The organism is Apibacter adventoris, assembly GCF_002964975.1.
Lineage (GTDB): Bacteria > Bacteroidota > Bacteroidia > Flavobacteriales > Weeksellaceae > Apibacter > Apibacter adventoris.
On record NZ_PSZM01000046.1, the window covers coordinates 308,394 to 328,516 of the forward strand.

Genomic DNA, 20,123 nt, shown 5'->3' on the forward strand with positions numbered 1-20,123 from the left:
TTATGACAATAACAGTCTTTTTTCTTTTTACTATCCCCTCGTTCCACCAATACCGGAGAAATAACCTGCTGGTTTTAATAATTCTTATTAATTTCTACTAGTCTGGGTCTACAGGTTCCCATGGGCATGGAGTCATAGCTAATTCAGCTTTTAAATTGGGTAATCCATAATATTTTTGGCTAATGATATAATCTTTCAGTTTGTTATCTTCTGCGCATAAGTTTTCTAAAATACTACCTGGATCCCAATTAGCTTTCCCTTCATGTTTTACTATATATTTATGATATAAAGGCGCATAGGTATTAAGTATATAAGCTACTATTTTTCTTTTCTCTTCTAAAGTAAATTGATTTTTATATTCATACTCTTCCTTATAGTTTTTAGAATAGATACGATACCCAAACTGATTTATTGCATATAACCAGTCATTATTATTTTCTGAAGTATTATTAGCTATTGTCTTTAAAACTCCTTCATGTATTTTCATTTCCCCTTTCTTGTTTTTTACAAATACGACTTCTCCTAATTTATAATTTTCTCCAAGCGTTGAATACATATTGTATAATTCCTCTAAAACTAACTGGTTTATTTTTTCTTCTCTATCATATCCAAAGCAAATTAATAACTCTTTTGTAAAATCTGTATCTCTGGATAATAAATAAGTAAGACTCGCTTTATCTTCATAAAAAAGATATTTATTTAAGGATAGTACTTTTAAATTCTGTTTAATAGCATAATTGTCTGTTTTACTATCATTTATTCTTATTAAATCGGAAAGAAAAATCATGGGAGTAATAATTCTTCTTTTTTTGTCTATAAATAAATTAGACATGCAGAAATTATATGTATTACCATAAACATAATCATTTAAAACATTATAACTGTCATTATAATATAAAATTATTATATCTTCTTTTGTTTTATCTATATTAACCCCAAATCCTTCCTGAATTTTTTGTTTAAATAGGGAATAATCTGGAATTTTATATCCACTATTAAACAAAGACTTTTCCAATAAAGGAAGCATTAAATCAAGATCTTCTTTTGTTGGTGTATATTCTTGTGCAGGATCAAAAACATCCCCACATGTAACATTCATTTGTAATTTGATATGTTTTTCTATTTTTTTTAGATCAATATTAATCATATTTAACTTATTTTGCAAAGTATCATTAATTCGACTATTTGTATTTTTTACAATTTTATTTTCTTGCCCTTGACAAGAAAATAAAATCATTAAAACCAAACATAGTAGGATATTTTTTTTCATGCTGAATGTTTTATTAATTTTTATTTTTTATTTCAAAATTAGCAGAATTACCTTTCCATATTATTTTTTTATCTGCTTTTGTATAATGTATTAAAGGGGTGTAAAAACGGCAAGGAGTAACACTATGACCTTTTTTATTTGTTAGTGAGTGATTGAGTAAGTGTTTTGATTTTCGAAGCCATTTTAATTTAATAACTCCATTCATGGAAATATTTTTATTTAAATCATATGGAGTTTCAGTAGAACTAATAGCTTCAATAGTTGTGACTACCTCATCAGTTCCACCTTTTTTATTTTGAATTTCTTCATATTTAATAATAACCCCTGTATGTCCCATTCCACTTGAATTTTTCCAAATAAAAATATCTCCTTTCTGTGGTTTATAGGTTGTATTATCATGCTTTGTTAAATAGGTAGAGTGTTTTTCTCCAAAATCATGAAGTATTCTGGTATTTCCTCCCATTACTTTTTCACTCCATTCAATTTTATGTAAATAACGGCATACTAATTCTGAACAATCCATGGTATTTTCTCCTGATTCAGAGGTCCGATTTGAATCATTAGCATATTTCACTTTATAATTTTTGATTCTCACTTCTGACTGATCAATGCATTTAGTCAATAGCCAATCTATACCTTGTTGTATTTTTAAATCAAAATTATTAAAATTTAGTTTTTCTTCAATATTTCCACATTTTTCTACCTTAAATTCAATTCTGCTTCCTGTTTTATATTCTCCAGAATATGTTTTTTTACCATCTTTTGAACTATATATCCATTTTCCCCCTATATAAGATGCTTTTCTTTTAGGATAAGAAGTTGTATCAATAGTTATTAAATAACTAAATTATTATTCACCATCATTTAAAGGTGCTACTTCCTTACTCCAATACTCCTCGGCTTTCTTATACCTTTCTTTAAATTGGGATAAATTATAGAAATTATTTTTTTCAAATTCTTTTTTATACAAATGCTTATAATCCATTAGATAGGTCCATCCCATAAATTTATATGGATCTTCTTTTCCTAAATTTTCACTGTATCTAAACTTTTCTCCAAAGTTGATTATATGGGCTATTATTTCACTTTTTTGTGATAAAGATATTTGATTAATTAAATCATTAGGATTATTATTTTCATAATCTAAAATATACTGAAGATATTTTAACAAATAAATTAAATATTTTTCTTTTCTATCTTGTGAAAACTCATTAATAATATCAAAGGAATTAGTATGTATAGAAATAGTATTATTGCAATTTTTAGTCCAAAATATTTTACCAAAATCATCTTTATTTTTCTCATCATAAGAAGTGTTTTCAACTACCCATTTTAATAATTTTTTATCCTCAGCATAACCAAAGGTAGTTACTAAACTTTTCATAAAATATTCATCATTATTGATTAACCAAGAAAATTGGCTCTGATCATCATTAAATAAATATTTATTGCGAGATATTAATAATTGTTGGTTGAAACGTCTTTGTTGGGATAAATCTTTAATGTCTTTCCATCGTGGAATCTCTATATCCAATTCCAAATCTGGCTCTTGTTTTATAATTTGATTTTCCTCTATTTTTTTTAGATCTGGATATTCTTTCTGATAATCTATTAGTTCAGGGATAGCATATAAGCTCGTGATGAAATTATTATTCTTGATTATAAAAAATCCGTTGTAAATAGTACTTCTGCTGTAAACAATATCTCTACTACATTTATCAAACAAATCTATGTATAAATATTTTTTATCTGAATTATTATCTATTATTCGGTTTAATTTTAGCTTAATTTTTTCTTTAAATTCTGACTGTGTAGGAATTTTGTATCCTTGTGATACTAAAATATTTTCAATTATGGAAATAGTTGCCTCTAAATCTTTTTCAGAATAATCATGAGATTCATATTCATCTCCTAATGGAATACTATTTCCATCTTTTAATTGAGATTTTAATACTTCTTTTATCATAGTATCTATAACCTCATTTTCTGCCGATGCACCATTTTCTAATTGATTATTCAATACTTTTTCTATATTGACATTCTCTTGTTCCTGACAAAAAACTAAAGACAAAGTGAGTACATAAACCAAAATAAATAATTGTATTTTCATTTTGAGTAAGGTCCTTTCATATAAGTGGCTCTGTATAGGTAGTCCATAGGTTGAGGATCATCTGCCAACGTTTGATCATTTTCAAACATATCTTTTTCCTGCTCTGCTTGTTGGTACCATTTTTTTAAATTAGGTAAATTATAGTAATTGTTTTTCTCAAATTCTTTTTTATATTTTTTATCAGGATCCTGATAAAAAATAAATTTACCTAGAAACATTTGATTATAGCCATATTCTTTATTATACTTATATTGTTCTCCAAAAGCCAGTAAATAGGCTGCAATTTTAGCTTTTTGCTGGAAATTTAGTCCTGTTTCTTTTTCATTATTAACCAGATAATTAATATATTCCGCTAGATATAAAATATATTCTTCATTACCATATTTGGAGGAAGGTTTAACTAATTCTTTTATAAGATTTAAAGTATTAGGATGTAGTTTTATCTCTCCATTACATTGTTTCGTCCATAAAAAATTTCCATAATTTTCTAAGATTTCATCAGGCGGATATTTTTGATATTTAAATCCTTGTTTTTCAAAAGCCCATTTCAGTAATTTCTTATCTTCGGTATATCCAAAGGTAGTAACCAAAGATTGCATAAAATCTTCGTCATTATTAATCAACCAGGCAAACTGGCTTTTATCATCATTGAAGAGGTATTTGTTTCTGGAGATCAATAATTGCTGATTGAAGCGCCTTTCTTTAGGCAGATTTTTCAAATCTTTCCATCTAGAAATTTCCTGTTTTGTACCATCTGCATAAGTTATATTAAATGGTTTTTCTTCATATTTTGAAACATCAGGATATATTTTCTGATAATCTAATATACTTGGTAAAGAATAAAAAGTTGTAATAAATCTATGATTTTTATCTACATAAATATAATCTATACCTGTGTATACAGGTTGATAATCAATTACTTTATTACATTTATCATGTTTATCAACTTTTAAATAGGAATTTTCTGACTTATTATCAATAATTCTTCCAAAAATATTATTAATTTTTTCATTAAAAATTCCCTGCTCAGGTATTTTATATCCATTATTATTTAAAATGGTGTCTTCAATAGAAATTAAAGCATCTAAATCTTGTTTAGTATAATATTCATTCTCTCCCCAATATTCTGATCCTGGACCTGATTTTATTTGCTTTATTAATATTTTTTTTACTTCAGATGTTTCCATTTCATTTTCTAAAATTTTTTCATTAGTTTGATTTATAATTTTTTTTTCCTGACAGTTTGTTAGTGAAAAAAAAGTCATTGTGCTTATGAATAATAATTTTGTTTTCATAATTATAATATTATCTTGAACTTTCCCCTTTGCTAGTATCTTGTGTTTTTTGCTTAAGTTTTCTATTTGCTTCTTTTATAGTTGCATACTCATCATTTTTATTTAGTTTATCTTCTTCTTTAATAATATATCCTTTAGGTTTGAAAAAACCCCTAAATATTTTAAACGTAGTTTTCTTCTTGTTCATTGGAAAAGCTTTACCATGAAATCGATAGTTAGGAGATAGAGTAATCATATCACCTTGATTACCTCCTAAAACGGCATATGTATCCTCTTTGTCTAATAACTTACCAAAGACAAAAGTAACATGTCCTGAACTTTTTATATTTGTTCCAGTTGAATCGCAATCGGAAAATACAGCTATAGCTCCAAAAAAAACATCACAACCTTCTACAGAACTGTGAGTTAGAAAATCTCTAGACCCAGCAGAATGAGGTGATTTATATTTTGGATTTGAATTTTCTAATACCCAACATATAAAAGAAGAGCACCATGCCGTTCCTGATCCGGCTGTTAATCCGCCCCCTTCTTTATGATATTGCCTAATTCTTGAATCTATACTACTCTCATTTTTTCCACCATAATTAATTATTTCCTGTATGGCAACATTCATCCACGGTGCTCTATCTCCAGTAAATTCTAATTCCTCATTTCCTTTACAACGTTTATCAAACTCAAAAACCTCATTTTTTAGTATATCAAAAGCTTTTTTTCGGGTAGTCCATCCATAAGGATTGGTTTCTAATTTTTGTCCCTTAGGGTATCCATTGAGCATCTTAGCCTGAAGCCAGAAATATTTTTCATCTTCTTCCACCAAATGAGAAACCTCATTTAATTGTTTCCCTAAAGCCTTGGAAAAATACTCTGCCCGAAATTTAATATATTCAGTATTTGAAGCCGAAGACCAGTTAGGCACAGATTTTCCGTTGGTTTTATCAGTCCAGAACCAACCGGCACTGTCTATGGCATAATGAATTTGAGTGCAGAGTAAGTCCGGTTGAGAAATAATATTTTTATTTCCTACAAAGTCTGCATATTTTTCATAAGGTCCCGCTTCGTTATAAAGGCCTGAACTGTCTTGTATCCCGGTTAGCTGGTGGAATCCCCTCCCTTTATAAATAGATTTACTGGAACTGTACTCACTCAGGTCTTCTCCTAATAATCTGAATCTTGTTTCGGCGTATCCTAATGCAATAAACACAATTTTTTGCATACAGGTATTAATATTGTAGCCGGTAAATATGCGGTTAAATTCATTAACCGTTCTTTCCAGTTTTTTATCATCTAAATTTTTTTGTCTGTCCCATAAGGTAGCGTCTATCTTTTCTTTTGAAAAACCATTTATTTCCGAAGACCATAGTTTGAAAAGCATATCTTTAAAAAACTCTACAGTAAGAGGTTTATGACAATAACAGTCTTTTTTCTTTTTACTATCCCCTCGTTCCACCAATACCGGAGAAATAACCTGCTGGTCTTCTATCGTTCCGGTTTCGGAAACATAGAGCGGATTATAAAAATGGAAAAATTTAGATACCACGTCTTTCAGCTGCTCTGCCGTAGGGGTTTGGCCTTCTTCCAGTGTAGGCATTACAATGCCAACTTGTGTGGCATCTTTATTTAGCTCTTTATCAAACGGAAGGCTGTCCAACGATTTGAGTTGCGAGCCTACTTCTACCAGTTCAGTCTCACCTTTGTCATTCTTTTTTTCCTTAAATACCGTCACATAGAACAATTGAGGGTCTCCGTCGGCATCTTTTTTCTCCGGGGTAAAATCCAATGCCAATAAGCCGTCGGTACCTACTTCCTGAGCTTCGTATTTTTTCACCTGCGCGGTGGCAGCAAAGGCCTTTTCTTTGTTGTTGTAGGTCTCCTTCATATCGTCCTTTAGCAATTGTTTATACACAATTACCACCAATTTTTCTTTAGGCATACCTACGGTATTTACCCAAATGGTATGTTTTGCCCCATATTTGGTTGGACCCACCTGTATATTGTCTGCCGCTTCGTTAGAGAAATTAATGGCCGTAATGCGGGGCGGAGCAGGTACTTTGAGGTATTCTCCGGGGTCCAGCACTAGATACAGATTCTTACCCTCGCTAACTACTATTTCCACTTCCTTGCCGCTTTGTTTATGGGTAAGGGATATTTTGGAAAGGTCGAGCGGCTTACCATTCGCAAATTCCAGCGTAAAAAGCAGGTTTGCCTGCCGGTCAGGAGCAGGATTAATTTTTTGTATTTTTTCTTTAATTTCTTTGTCGGCAATAAATGATACCTGACAACTTCCTTTATCATTCAGCGTAGTTTCTATTTCTTTTAACAGACAATCTTTTTGAGTAAAAGTTTCCTGCGGATCAAATTCCGGATGTTCTACCCAAACTTTAATTTTTACCGGGGTAGAGGAGAGCCCTTCCAGAGAGATATGAATATAGTTTTCCTCTTCCCATCCGGTTTCGGCCCTTTTTTTTCCATTAGCATAGCACCACAGGGCTTTATCGAGTGAGGCACCTGCGGCTTCTATAGTTTTTTCTACAGGGCGGTTGCTTACCTCTGTACCTTCCAGATAGGCAGAAAACTTTACTTTGCCCGGTTTTTTAAATTTTAAGGTAGCTTCTTTTTCATCTGCTGACAAGTTAAATATAGCAGAAGGATCTTGAGGTTTGTTCCATAGAATGTTTTCACCGGTTACCAGAGACATAAGTAAGTGAGTTTCATATGTAGCTACGGCACCCACCGGTATTTTTACAGGCCCGCCAATACTTTCCATACGGTTTTTTGCTACTTCAATAAGGGCGGTATCCGATCCTTTTCCTATAGTGGTAATTTGGGATTTGTCTTCCCCAAAAACCTGAAATTTATAAATTCCATAAGGGTCGGTTATAATCTGTTGTTTTTTTCTAAATTCTTCCATCAGGGCCGAAACACTCATCCTTACCTCACTTCTAAGCCCTAAAGCTATGGCTTTTCCGTTATCTTTCTGCACAAACCAAAAAACACGGTTTCCTAACCCCACAGTGCCCCCGTAATCAAAGGTAATACCGGAAGCCGTCAAATGGAAAGATCCGGTTTTCCGTATCTTTTCATCTCCTTTGTTTACAATATCTTTAGCGGAACGGTTTTTAACTTTTACAGTCAGTGTTTTTTTATCTGGAACCATTCCCTGTTTTATAAGAGTACTGTCTTCCAGTTCTACAATGTAAGATCCGTTGTTCTGAAAAGTGGAAACAAGAGATCCGGAAAGAATACCTGCACTAGTAGTACTATTTTTACGATCAGCAGAAAAACCTGGGGCATTGGTATATAAAATGTTTCCCTTCGCGTCTTTTATTCGCCATACAATACTTGAAGACGCAATAATCTGGTTTTTATAATCAATCGGGAAAGTGTATTTAGGGGTAAATATAGCATATGTTTTTTTGGGTATTTCTGCAGTGTTTCCCATTTTAGCCTTGTATAAGTTTAAGTTAATCCCTTCCAGCTTATTATGTTTACGGTTAATAACAATTTTGGTAGATTCTCCCGAAGGAATTTGCCCATATCCGTAAATGGTCGTCTTACCTTCCGGCAGGTCCTCTAATTTTACATTGAGTGTGCTTCCGTGTTCCAGATAGGTTTTACTGCGATCTTTTTGAGTATCTCCTTTATAGAAGGCCCAACTCACCAGGCTGGCATCTTCATTTTTTCCTACGGTAGCTATAAGTGTGATGTTTTTTATACTTCCCCCTATTTCAAAGGCAACTTCGCGGTTCGCCGGTATAGATTGCATAGGAAAAGTATAAGGAAGAATATCTATTTTACTTACAGAAGGCTGCTTTTTACCTTTAGTAGCTGCCAGTTGCGGGCTAAGCATAAAGATGTCATAGGAATCTTTGTTGTCTTTTTTGTAAATTCGGGAAGAAGGTTGGGAGGTTTGCCCATGGTGGGCAATGGTTACCATTCCTTTATATTTACACTTTCCCTGAGATTTATCTATAAGGATTTTCTGTTTTCCAAATTCGGCATTCTCATAATAATCGCTCCACGAAATATCGGGGGTACAGGCAGGTTGGGGATTACTTCTTTTACACGAGACAAAGTTCATATGGTCTTTATCGTCCTCTAGCCAGGTGGCTATTTTCTTTTCATTAACAAAATATTTGTTATCTTCTTTGTGTTTTATTTTGAGTGAAGACTTGGGTAGGCTCCCCAGAGAACATTTTACCTGAGCGCCTTCTACTACTATTACTCCTTGGGTTTTGGTATTATCTGCCATGTGGATCTGCTTTTTTTTCGGATTCTTCTTCTTTTTCTGTAATGAAAAAAGAGAAAGTTCGGGGGGTAGATATTTTTCTCATACTTATGCTGTGGTAATTCATTTCTATTTTTTCAGAATAGCTATATTTTTTATCAGAGGAATAAACTTTGATTTCTGCGGTTTTAGTAAGTAACTTTCCGGTAGATTTTTCCCAACAGGCTGTAACTTCGCAGTTTGCCTGCATTTTTTCCTTGGTAATATAAGCGTGGGTATATTTTTTTAATTTTAATAACTGATTAATGTTTTCAATAAAATTATCTTCCCATGGTTGAGGACTCCCGATATAGCGTGAATTGATTTCATTTTCTTTGATTTCCGTCTGCACGGTTCCTACAAAATATAGGGTTCCTGCTTTTAGTACATTCCACCGGCAGGGTTTCTCTTTCTGATCTTCTGATATTCCTAAAAAATACAACCGCCAGAATGCTTCTTCCTGAATTTTCTGTTTGAGTTTTTCTTCGGTTTCCATGGCTTTTTCATACCCGATTCTCAGGCTTTCGGCAAAGTCTCCTTTATATTTATTTTTTAGTACTTCTTGGGATTTTTTCCGCCAGTCTTCTTTCCAAAGGTTATAGGCGGGTATTTTTACATAATTTTCATAAGGAGTTACTTCTATAATTAACGGGTACATAGCTTGCTCCAAATCACATAATAAACGAATGTGATGATCTTTTGGGGGTTGGGAGTTTATCCTGTAATTTTCTTTGGTAAAAATCCTTTGGATGCTTGTACCTTGTATAAAACAACTAATTCCCATATCAAAGTTTATCCTGCTTTGTTTGTTTTGGGAGCGTTCTTTTACTTCCAGCGTATGGTCTACTTTATATATGTGTGTGTTTTTCCAGTCTTTTACTTGCATAGGTAATTTCTTTGCGTTTTCCAGGATTAGAGTATCATTCTATTTTTTATCTTTTTATTTAGTTCTACTTCGTTTTTTACTTTTACAATTCCTTTTATATATAGAGTTCCATTATTTTAGCTAGGGATATTTTTTTACTCATGTAAAATTTCTTTGTTTTTTTAATGATTATAAAAAGTTAATACTTTCATATGGTTCGTTTTTTCATATTCAAATCATTTAAAACATTATTTTAAAATTTATATAATTTTAACAAAATGAATACTAATACAGTGCTAATAATCAAGTATATATAAGAGCTAGATAATACACTTATAAGTTCATCCGATAAGGTATAACTACTCCATGCCGAAACTCTGTCTGAAAAAATATTATAATTATTAAAAAAAACTAGTATTACAAATACAAATGAAAAAAATATTGAAATATTCCAATTTTTCCCCCATATTTTTTTTAATAAAACTAATAAAATAAAAATAAGACTTATATAAGCAGAAGATAAAAAAATATCTCTTTTATATGAACAATTAAAGCAAGATGATGAAATATCATTTGAGTATTGATGCATGGAAAAATAAGTAGAAAAACATGCTAAAATGTATACAATTATAGTAAAAATAATTATTTTATAATATTTCATATTACTCATTTATTTATATCTTTTTTAAAATATACATGAAAAATATACATAATAGAATACTAACTAAAAACATAAATAAATTATATTTTAAAGTATTTTTTATTTTAAATATGTACGCTATTATTTTTACAATTATCCAAGAAATAATCCCTGCAAAAAAAGGATATGTATTTAAGGCTATCCATTCTCCATAAGGGAATCCGCCAAAATATAAAATAAACAGCATAAAGGAAATTATTAGGATGATTAATAATTCTAATAAACTCCTTTTGGTAAGCAAATAAAAAACAACTTTCATAGTATTAAAATTTACTGGTAAAAGAAACTTTGGTTATAAAAGGTTTATACCCTCTAAAATGTTGTAAAATAAACCAGGCTATAAAAATATCATAATCATACTTTTCAATATCCGGATAATCTAAACCAAAATGATCATAAAAATTAAAATATAATTCGCCATGCGGATCATTATTAGTCATATAGTAATTGGAAAGATATATTTGAAATGCCCACACATCATTTATAGCAATTTGAATTCCCGACAATGCATCTGTATAATTATTAAATCTTGGTTTATTTACTTGTTCATCTTTTGGTTTTTTAGAATCCACCATATCTTCATATATTATCCCTGTTCCATCATCTTTGATTTCTAAAATTGATATATCTGAACTATATTTTTTCAAATATTTCACAACATATTTTTTTACTTCATTCACAAATTTTATAGTATTTTCATGTTGAATAACAGCATTTGTTAAATCAATATGTGAATATTCTCCTCCTTCATTTCTTTGCATTTTAGCTATCATTCTTTTTATATTGTCTTCCAATTTACTCTGTGAAAAAGATTCTGCATTATTATTAAAAATTTCAAATAATTCTGCGTCTGTCTTCTTTGAAAAATTTTCCACTTTTTTAATTAACTTATCTGCTTTTTCATCAGCATAATCATCCCTCGATGTAATATTAAACCATCTTTCCTGCTTATTGGTATCATAAATTTCCTGTCTTAATTGATTTCTTAATTTAGTAAATCCTGCTTTATTTTCTGTATAATCATTGTATAATAAGTCTATAGCTGTTTCATTGGAACTGGTTTTCTTTCCTTTTACTGTAATTGTCTTTTTTCCTTTTCTTCCAATGCTTTGTATAATCAACATTGGAAACTTTATTTCAAAAATACTTGTTTCAATACAAACTTCATCTATAGGTTTTTCTAAATAAGCATAAACTGTAAATTTTAAAGCTATTCTATTCTTAGGTATTTTAAAGGAGACTTCTTTTTTGCCTATTACAGAAGGATAATTTATGTATAATTCATTATCATCATATTTAGTAGCCCACTTTAAACCTTTAATTTCATATTCTTTGAAGTCACGATTAAATTGAATTACTTTGTATGTATACCATTTTTCTTTTTTCAATACACTAACCTTTTGTCCCTTTTCATCAAAAGGTCCATCTAATTTTAATACCCGTAAGGGAGGAGGAGGAACATAATTATTTAGATATTGTACTCCGCCCTGCTTTCCGTTCATAATTACTTGTGTAGGAGAATTAAAAGTCAAATCTCCTTCAGTAGCTGTAAGAGTGATGGATTTTTTAGCTGTTTTTACACTTTCCCCACCTACGGTACGTACTATTTTTCCTCCAGACATAACAATAAGTTATTTTAGTGTAAACTGGTTTGTTGAGCGCTATTAGATTTTACTATAGCTCCACTTTCCAGGTTAATTGTATCTTCATTACTCGTATAAGTACTCTTTTTTGTAGTTTCAGTAATTTCTTTTGCCTTACTATCCCTATATGCTCCGGCACTTTCAAATATATTATGTGCAGATAAATTATAATCATCTCCTGCCATGGCAGATATATTTTCCCCGGCACTCATACTTATATTTTGAGAAGCGGATACCACTACGTTTTTTGCATCTATAAAAAGGGTTTCCGGTGCATAGGTTTTTATATTACCCTGTCCGTCCATAAACATTTTATTTCCGCTGGGGTCTTCTATAAGTATAGAACCCTGTTCCTGGGCATCATTAAAAACAATCTTGGTACCACTTCGGGTCTGTATGACTTTAATATCGTTTCCCTGGGTGTAATATTCTGCAATCTCTCCTCCATTATAAGCCGTTCCCAACACAATAGGAGCTTCGGCATTTCCTCCCTGAAACGCACACAATACGGTTTCCCCGATCTCAGGGTTGAAATAAGTCCCTTTGCCTCCTCCGGAATGGGGCTGAATTACCTGTACCCAAGGAGTCTGGCTGTTAGCCCTCCTTTGCCAGGCAAACTGTACCCTTACCCTTCCCATTTTCAGGGGGTCTCGGTTGTCCTTTACAGTGGCATGTTGTATCTGGGCTTTGGGAGCTTCAACCTCGTTATAGTATGGAGGAACCGGTAAGTCTTTAGGTACTCCGACAAAGGTATTGGTATACCCTTCTCCATCTGCAAAGGTGTGGACGATTTCGGTTATCTTATACGATTCTATGGGTACCCGTCCGTTTTTGAATATTTCATGCCCCGGAATCCAAGCCATCATCTTAACCACATCACCGACACGTAAGCAAGGATTATTACTGGTAGCTTCCACATAGACTAAATTCTGCCTTTTCTTCATATCTCTTTCCAATGATCGTTGCATATCCAACGAGCCGTTAAGCAATAAGCTCTGATCGTAATGGGCCGTAGGAGATACATTATATAGGTTTTTGGATGCATTGTAGGCAAATTGCTGAAAAGGGTTATTAGAGGATTGTATGCTTTGGGTTTTGGAATCTAGCAAATAGTCTGTTCCTTGTTTGGCATCATAGGCCGTATAGGAAAAATTCTGGGGCTGCACTTCCATCTTAATTTCATAATCGTAAACATCTTCTCCTTCCATTAACTCAATAATTTTACCTCCCCAGGCAGAAAAACAAAACTGTTCTCCATTGTAGTAAAAATATTCTCCAAACCTTTTACTTAGCTGCTGTAAAAACTGAAAATCGGTGCTGTTGTATTGTACTATATAATTCAGCCTTTCATTATAATTAGGATTAATATGAAAGCTTATAACATTTTGCGGATAGTCTTTAATTACTTCTTTAATAATTTCCTCAAAGGTCTGGTTTTCAAAACTGCGGCAATGGAGCCCGTTTTCCATAAGAATGGAAGGAGAAGTCCCCCGAAAAACAATCTGGCGAATTCCTTCTTTTTTAGGCATGGAAAGTTGGGTAATGATTCCGGTAAAAATAGAGGTAGTTTTTCCGAACTGTCGGAATTGGAAGCTAATCCTTTTTCCTAAATATTCTCTGGAGTTTTGTAAAAGGTAAGTGGTATGATTCTCTCCGAATTCGTCGGGGTCACAAATAAGGGTAAATTCGTGTAGGTCATTGATTTTTTGCCTGATTTCTAATCGGATATTTGTTTGAGTGAAAAAATCAACTCCATTGATCTTTATTTTAACTGATACTAAATGGGAATCTCCGTATAAGTCTTCTTTTATTCCTCCGTATTTTGCAAAATAAGAGGACTTATTTTGGGAGGAATTAATTTGAAAAAGAGGGTTTTTCTCTTCATTGGGGTTAGTTGTGTTCATATATAGTCAATTATAAAGAGTTAAATAACAAATATATTATCATATAGGAGCAAATATATAAAATAATTTAATATAAAATAAAAAAACTATAAAAATAATTATTTAGGGATATTAAATATATTTTTAATACATATATGTTATATTTATATATTTTATTTATGTTTTAATAGTAATAGATGTATTTTTTGTAATCAGTTTTAATTAATTTATTGTTTATATGGAAGTTATAGATAATAGGTAAGGAGATAGAAAATCAAATATTTTATTTAATATATGGAGCATGCCTTCATTGTCTAAATTTGTATTAGTTTTTTTTACTGTAAAGAGTATTATTAAGCGCAAAACTTTCAATAAAATAAAGCATTTTTTGAGCTAAACCTTTTTTTTAATATTTATGCAATATGGCTAATCTGTGAAATGCAATATATTTTGAATTTGTTTTCCACGGACCTTTTATATGTTGGTATGTTTGTTCATTATTAATAATGAGGATAACAATATCCGGCAATGGATAATTATGGATTGCATATCCCCAACTTTTTTTCAAGGTCTTTTATTATAATTGAAGGATTAGGATAGATGTCTTGCCATTGATTGCTTCTATCTTTTTTTCTTCTTTGAATAGCTTTATCTAAAATTTTCCAAATTCGATTTAATTATTCATTTTTTGCCTGTCTGAAAATTATTTCCATATTAAATATTCATTTTCTTAAAATAAAATTTAAAATAAAAATTATTGGTAAAATAGAAATTATAAACAAAAAATTTTTATTTTATAATTTAATGCAATATCTGAATCGAAAGCAATATCAGTTAGTTATGTAAATGATTTAGTGTATGTTCGCAGTTTCAATTATGAGAGTATGCAATACGCATTATTTGTTATTTGAATTTTTATAATAAATATTTTTAAACAATTTAATTAATAGCTAAAAAGTATTATAATTATCATTGTTCCGTTTTGTGTAATGTTCCGTATTTTTGCTCCGAGAAAAAATGATACACAGATGAATAAAAAACTAAGAGGAGGTATATTTGTCTTTTTAGGGGCATGTAGTTTTGGGTTATTATCGACAATTGTAAAAAAAGCTTATGCGCAAGATTATAATTTAGGTGAAATTACAGGTTCTCAAACTTTATTCGGAACCTTTTTTTTATGGTTAATTTATTATTTACAATTAAATTTTGGGGTAGTAAAAAAAACAAGAAAGCATGAATTTTCAGGACAGGAGCAAAAAACTGCTACAAAATGGTGGAAAGTATTATTTGCCGGTACTTTCACAGGCTTAGTGGGAATGTTTTATTATAAATGTGTAAGCTTATTACCGGCTTCTATAGCTATTATATTATTAATGCAATATTTATGGATGAGTATAATTCTGGATGCATTAATTTTTAAGAAGAAACCGACACGTATTCAAATTTTAGCGACAGCTGTAGTTTTAATAGGAACTATATTTGCAGGAGGAATTTTTAATCAGACAATTACCCTCAATATGGTGGGTATTATATATGGTTTATTGGCTGCGTTATCTTATGCTTTATTTATTTTATGTAGTGGTAGGGTAGGTAATGATTTACCTGTATTCAAAAAAAGTGCATTAATGATTACCGGATCTTTTATTTTGACTTGGGTTGTTTTTAGGCCTACATTTTTATTTGATGGTGTTTTTATTTCCGGATTATATAAATGGGGGATAGCTTTGGCTTTATTAGGAACAGTTATTCCTCCGCTTTTCTTTTCAATAGGGGTTCCTAAAGTAGGCATTTCTGTTGGGACTATATTAAGTGCCGCGGAATTGCCGATAGCAGTTCTTTCTTCTTATTTTATATTGCAAGAAAATGTACAAACTCTTCAATGGTTAGGGGTTATACTTATACTTATATCTATAATAATGAGTAATTTAATTAAAGAAAAAAAATAAAGAACTTATTTTTTGAAGGATTAATAAAAAATTATTTACAACATAATAAATATAATATTATTGTTAAGAGTAGTTTTTAGCTTTTTGTATAATAATTATATTTAATTGATTTAATTTTATATATATAGTTTATATATATTTGTTTTTAATTTAGCAAATAACGTTCATGTTAAAAATATTGAAATTTTTATGTTCTTATAAATATACATTGATTTGTTCATTTTATTTAGGAGGTATTTGTTATTTATTTGATAAAAATTTTTTGACTTCCTTTTACGGGTTACTGATTATATTAAATATAGTCAGTATTTTAATAATCATAAATATCTTAGGAAGAATAAAATATACGTTTTTTGTAACATTGATTTTTTCTTTTTTCGTAGCTTTTGATGCCTATTTTGCTTATACATATCATAATCCAATATTTTTAGGGGGCTTAGCTTCGATTTTTGAAACAAATTTATCGGAAGCTAAAGAGGTCCTAGGGCACGTTGTATTTCCGGCTACAATTATATTTTTATTGAGTTTTTTTCTCATTTTTATGTCACAAAGAGAATTAAAAAAATCTCAATTATTGTTAAAAAAATCAATCATATTACTAACTGTTTATTTAATTATTATAATACCAGTAAGTTATTTTTTTATAATAACTAAGGTAGAAAGACTACGTCAGGAATTTCCTGCTAATCCCATTCTTACCCTTCAACGATTATCTTTGCAAACTCTTCCTTTAGTATATAATGATTGGTTGACCTTTATAGCATATCGGCGGGAGATGTCCAAGTTTCATAAATATGGAAAAGAAAAAAGAGTATTACCTAATGGTATTTATTTAAATAAAAACAATTTATCTCCTGAGAAAATATTCTTAATTATTGGTGAAAGCTCTTGGAGAAAACATTATTCCTTATATGGATATTCAGTAGCCACTACTCCTTTTCTGGATAGTTTAAATCAAGAAAAAAATGTAAATTTTAAATATTATGATGCAATTAGTCCGGCTCCAATTACTAGGGAGGCACTTAGGATCGTATTAAGTTTTTCTACACAATTTACTATCCAGCCTTTTTTTAGAGAAAAAAATATTGTTGAATTAGCAAATGATGCTGGATATGAAACTATATGGATTTCAAATCAGGATCAGATAGGAATGTTTGAAAGTTATGTTGGGTTTATTTCTTCAGGTGCTACTGAGCAATATTTTCCAGAATCACAAGTAAGGAATAAAAAAAATCATGATTTAGTTTTATTAAATGTATTGAAGAAAAACTATAACAAAAAGGAAAAGCAGTTTTTTGTTATACACTTAATGGGGAGCCATATATTATATAATGAGAGGTATGATTCAGCAGATATGAAGGCCATTAAAAAAAGTGAAGATTTTTTTACAATTGATTATGATCGTTCAATTCATCAGACAGATAGGGTTCTTAAAGGTGTATATAATCTAATGAAAAATAGCTCTTCTTCACTAATGATATATTTTTCTGATCATGGAGAAAAAATTGGGAAAGGTCATGGATTTATGGAAGATGGTACACCTCAATTTGAAATTCCATATATAACTGTTAATAAAAGTAATTTTGATGTTGATAATGTTATTTTGAAATATATAAACAAAAATACCCAATTATTAAACAGTTCTTGTTCAATTTATGTATTAGCTGAAGCATTAGGATATCATGTTCCAGATAAATATAAAAAGCAGGCTATATATGAAGGTAGATATATTTTCCATGTTGATTCACAAGTATATCCATATTCTAAAATACAAAGAGAAGATAATAGATTATAGTTGTTTGTAGTAATGAATATTTTATATATTTGAATTGTAAACTTATAATATATGTTGAGGAAAATTTTAAAAAGCAAAATGTTAAAAGGTTTGATTTTGATTTTTTTAGCTATTATTTTGATATTATTCATTATAGACAAAGTTGTCTCATTTAAATCTGAAAATTATATTTATAACCAAATACAAAACATCCCATATAATAGAGTAGGTTTACTATTAGGAACCTCTAAAAAATTAAATAATGGATGGAATAATTTATATTTTTCTTATAGAATACAGGCTGCAAAACAACTTTATGATGCGGGTAAAGTACATATTTTTGTAGTGAGTGGCGATAATAGCCGAAAAGAATATAATGAAGCTCAAGATATGAAAGATGATCTTATCGCTTTAGGTATTCCATCAGATAGTATTTATTTAGATTTTGCCGGATTCAGAACTTTGGATTCGGTGGTCAGAATGAAAGAAATTTTCGGACAGAATAAATTTACTATAATATCTCAAAAATTTCATAATGAAAGAGCAATACTTATAGCCAGACATTATAATATGGACGTGGTAGGTTATAATGCAAAAGATGTTAATTCTTATTATGGTTTTAAGACAATGGCTAGAGAAAAGCTGGCTAGAGTAAAAGTATTTTTAGACTTTTTAACCGGAAAAAAACCTAAATATTTAGGAGATAAAATTCAAATCTAACAAAACTATTTTCCGTTAAACTCATTCATAGTATGAGTAATTCCTGTAAAAATAAAATTCATTATTGCATCTGTACTTAGATCAATTCTGGGAACTAGAAGTTTTTTTTCTTCATCACTCCATTTCCCTAAAACATAATCGATTTGTTTTCCTTTAGCAAAGTTATTTCCGATTCCAAATTTCAGCCTTGGATATTGCTGCGTTTGTAATTTAGATTCTATACTTTTTAAGCCATTGTGTCCAGCATTGCTACCTTTCGATTTAATTCTAAGGGTTCCAAATGGCAGACTTAGGTCGTCACAAATAATTAGAATGTTCTCTATTTTAATATTTTCTTTTTGAATCCAATATTTAACGGCATTTCCACTTAAATTCATATAAGTATCAGGCTTAAGAATAAAAGTTTTTCTTCCTTTATATGAAGTTTCATTAATTTGCCCAAAATTAGATGCTTTAAATGAATTGCCTAATTTTTGTGATAATTGGTCTACAATAAGGAAACCTATATTATGACGGGTCATTTCATATTCTAAACCCACATTACCTAAACCTACAATTAGATATTTATTCATACTAAAATATAATATTGCAAAAATATAATTTATTTTAAGTTTTTGTAATGTCTTTTAATTTTTAACAATTCAAAAGGAAGTTTTAAAGAATAAGAAAATTTAACTTTGGAGTCACCTACATCTCTCCAATTTTCTAAAGGAATTTCTTTAGCTCGTTTTTCTACATTTTTTTTTCCTACAATAGAAATAAACCTAAAAAATATTTCTACATCAAAACTCCAGTTAGAAATAAAAGGATCTTTAAATACTTTTTCAGCTATTTCAGTAGTAAATACTTTGGCTCCACATTGTGTGTCATATACAGGTAGATCAAGTAAAATACTAGAGAAGGTAGCAAAACCTCTTCCTATTAAATGTCTATAGAGTTTTCTTTTTATTTGAGAGCCTATCCTACGTATTCTTGACCCAAAAGTGAAGACTAAATTATTATTTAAATAAGAACAAAGTTTTAAATATTCATCTATAGAAGTGGCTAAATCGGCATCTAAATATCCTAAAGTATCAAATGATTTCCATTTTAAAGCTTTATTTATGCCATTATATATAGCCATAGCTTTTCCCTGATTGGGATTTTGATCAATAATTAATACTTTATCCGGAAATTTTTGATTACATATTTTTAAAATATCAAGAGTTTTATCAGAACTACCATCGTTTACGAAACAAACATAAAGGTTTTTATCCTCAAGCAGTTTTTTTTCAAAATTGATTATGGGAATTCTATTTTCTTCATTATAACAAGGAACGACTATACAGTTTTTTTTCATTTTTTATATTACTTTTTAAAGAACTTTTAGATAACTAAATTTTAAAAATGAGCGGAACAGAAATACCTTTAAATCAGATTTAAAAATTAGTTTTAAGTCTATTATAATAAATGGTAAATATAAAGTATAAGTATTTAATATTTAATCTATAATTGCCTTTATTATATTTTATTTTAACAAATTTATGAATTATACTATATAATATAATTATAAACTAGTGGTAAAATTAAAAAAAATCTTATTAAGTAAATGTAATTTAAATATAATAATATTTTTAAAAATGATGTATAATATTGTTATAGAATAAATATATT

General features: G+C 29.9%; 13 protein-coding genes. 3 read left to right on the top strand and 10 right to left on the bottom strand.

The features are described from left to right. Nucleotides 1-97 precede the first annotated feature (97 nt). From C4S77_RS11850 to C4S77_RS11900, 8 genes are all read right to left on the bottom strand, one after another. Nucleotides 98-1,270, bottom strand: a complete 1,173-nt coding sequence (locus C4S77_RS11850; RefSeq protein WP_105247713.1) for a hypothetical protein — start codon at nt 1,268-1,270, stop codon at nt 98-100. Nucleotides 1,271-1,283: 13 nt separating this feature from the next. Next, nucleotides 1,284-1,892: a peptidoglycan amidohydrolase family protein gene (locus C4S77_RS11855; RefSeq protein ID WP_221405130.1), complete on the bottom strand. Its 609-nt coding sequence runs from the start codon at nt 1,890-1,892 to the stop codon at nt 1,284-1,286. A gap of 228 nt (nt 1,893-2,120) precedes the next feature. After that, nucleotides 2,121-3,380: a hypothetical protein gene (locus C4S77_RS11865; RefSeq protein WP_105247715.1), complete on the bottom strand. Its 1,260-nt coding sequence runs from the start codon at nt 3,378-3,380 to the stop codon at nt 2,121-2,123. Continuing rightward, nucleotides 3,377-4,675: a hypothetical protein gene (locus C4S77_RS11870; RefSeq protein ID WP_146106117.1), complete on the bottom strand. Its 1,299-nt coding sequence runs from the start codon at nt 4,673-4,675 to the stop codon at nt 3,377-3,379. Before C4S77_RS11870 ends, C4S77_RS11865 begins: the two co-directional genes overlap by 4 nt. 10 nt (nt 4,676-4,685) lie before the next feature. Then, on the bottom strand, nt 4,686-8,924 hold the full coding sequence (locus C4S77_RS11875) for a PAAR-like protein (protein ID WP_105247717.1): 4,239 nt from the start codon (nt 8,922-8,924) through the stop codon (nt 4,686-4,688). Further along, a complete protein-coding gene (locus tag C4S77_RS11880; protein WP_105247718.1) occupies nt 8,914-9,825 on the bottom strand; it encodes a hypothetical protein in 912 nt (303 codons plus the stop codon). The genes C4S77_RS11875 and C4S77_RS11880 overlap by 11 nt, the downstream gene beginning before the upstream one ends. A 942-nt stretch (nt 9,826-10,767) precedes the next feature. Next, nucleotides 10,768-12,126: a DUF3289 family protein gene (locus tag C4S77_RS11895; protein WP_105247720.1), complete on the bottom strand. Its 1,359-nt coding sequence runs from the start codon at nt 12,124-12,126 to the stop codon at nt 10,768-10,770. A 14-nt stretch (nt 12,127-12,140) separates the two neighbouring features. Next, nucleotides 12,141-14,051, bottom strand: coding sequence for a type VI secretion system Vgr family protein (locus C4S77_RS11900; protein ID WP_105247721.1), 1,911 nt, complete (start codon nt 14,049-14,051; stop codon nt 12,141-12,143). A gap of 1,007 nt (nt 14,052-15,058) precedes the next feature. On the opposite strand from C4S77_RS11900, the gene C4S77_RS11905 reads away from it, so the two are divergent. The 3 genes from C4S77_RS11905 (at nt 15,059) to C4S77_RS11915 (ending at nt 18,470) form a co-directional block, all read left to right on the top strand. After that, the gene (locus C4S77_RS11905) at nt 15,059-15,976 is read left to right on the top strand and encodes an EamA family transporter (RefSeq protein ID WP_105247822.1); all 918 of its coding nucleotides are present in this window, start codon (nt 15,059-15,061) and stop codon (nt 15,974-15,976) included. Nucleotides 15,977-16,337: 361 nt separating this feature from the next. Next, entirely contained in the window at nt 16,338-17,771 is a 1,434-nt protein-coding gene (locus tag C4S77_RS11910; RefSeq protein WP_181042889.1) for a phosphoethanolamine transferase, read from the top strand. 78 nt (nt 17,772-17,849) lie between these two features. Next, nucleotides 17,850-18,470: a SanA/YdcF family protein gene (locus C4S77_RS11915; RefSeq protein ID WP_260210009.1), complete on the top strand. Its 621-nt coding sequence runs from the start codon at nt 17,850-17,852 to the stop codon at nt 18,468-18,470. Between the two features lie 5 nt (nt 18,471-18,475). On the opposite strand, the gene pth is transcribed toward C4S77_RS11915, so the two are convergent. Further along, complete coding sequence (pth, locus tag C4S77_RS11920) at nt 18,476-19,042, bottom strand: aminoacyl-tRNA hydrolase (RefSeq protein WP_105247723.1); 567 nt, start codon at nt 19,040-19,042, stop codon at nt 18,476-18,478. Between the two features lie 29 nt (nt 19,043-19,071). After that, entirely contained in the window at nt 19,072-19,809 is a 738-nt protein-coding gene (locus C4S77_RS11925; RefSeq protein ID WP_105247724.1) for a glycosyltransferase, read from the bottom strand. Nucleotides 19,810-20,123 lie beyond the last annotated feature (314 nt).